The organism is Streptomyces bambusae (assembly GCF_019400985.1).
Lineage (GTDB): Bacteria > Actinomycetota > Actinomycetes > Streptomycetales > Streptomycetaceae > Streptomyces > Streptomyces bambusae_A.
Genome location: NZ_WTFF01000674.1, coordinates 1 through 1,035 on the forward strand (window position 1 = coordinate 1; position 1,035 = coordinate 1,035).

General features: G+C 75.9%; 1 protein-coding gene. It reads right to left on the reverse strand.

Going from position 1 to position 1,035, the window contains the following annotated elements:
- Window positions 1-33: 33 nt before the first annotated feature.
- Window positions 34-1,035 (reverse strand): glycoside hydrolase family 3 protein (locus GPJ59_RS36480; RefSeq protein ID WP_308120705.1); only part of this gene is annotated, 1,002 nt, incomplete at its 5' end.

The window sequence follows — 1,035 nt, forward strand, 5'->3', positions numbered from 1 at the left end:
ACTCTCAGGCGTAAGATGGTCGGCAGAGTCAGATTAGTATAAGAGACAGGTGCCGCGCTCGTTGCGCAGCAGGACGGCGCCGGCGGCGGCGGCCCGGCGGGCGGTCCGTGCGCCGGCGGCCGGGTTCCGGGCGGGCCGGGCTGCGCGTCGGACGTCCAGCAGCCCGAACCGGTCCATGGTGCTGAGCACGCGGCGCACGGCGAGGTCGACGGCCGGCTCGGTGACCGTGCCGCCGTGCACGGCCTGGCGCAGCGCCGCGCCGTAGTGGGTGCCCCCGGGCATCTCCATGTCCAGGCCGGCGGTGATCGCGGCGACGGTGCTGCGGGTGGCGTGCCGGTCCGACACGACCCAGCCGTCGAACCCCCAGCCGGTGCGCAGGACGTCGTCGAGCAGTTCCCCGTTCTCGCTCGCCCAGCGGCCGCCGATCTTGTGGGAGGAGGTGGCCACGGCTCCCGCGCCGGCGGCGACGGCGGCCTCGAAGCCGCGCAGTTCCGTCTCGCGCAGCGGCTGTTCGGCGACAGTCGCGTCGACGGTCTCGCGGCCGTGCTCCTGCTGGTGCAGGGCGAAGTACTTGACGGCGGCGACCATGCCCTCGTCCTGGATGCCGCGGACCACTTCGGCGACGAGGTCGGCGGTGAGCTTCGGGTCCTCGGCGAAGGTGTCGGCGTTCCGGCCGGAGTACGGGGTGCGGATGAGGTTGGCCATGGGCGCGAGCAGGACGTCGCAGCCGAGCGCCCGTCCCTCGCGGCCGAGGACGCGGCCGTACTCGCGGGCGAGGGCCGGGTCGAAGGCGGAGGCCAGCAGGACGGGCGCGGGCAGTGCGGTGGCCGGCCGGGCCACCCGGACCCCGGCGGGGCCGTCGGCCAGCCGCAGCGGCGGGATGCCCAGCCTGGCGACGCCGGGCACGTAGCCGGCCTGGCCGAGCGGGGCCGGGTCCCGGGCGCCGTGCAGCAGAGCGGTCTTCTCGTCCAGGGTCAGCCGCTCCAGCAGCGCGTCGATCCGGGCGGCGCTGCCGGCGCGGGGAGCCTCTGCGGG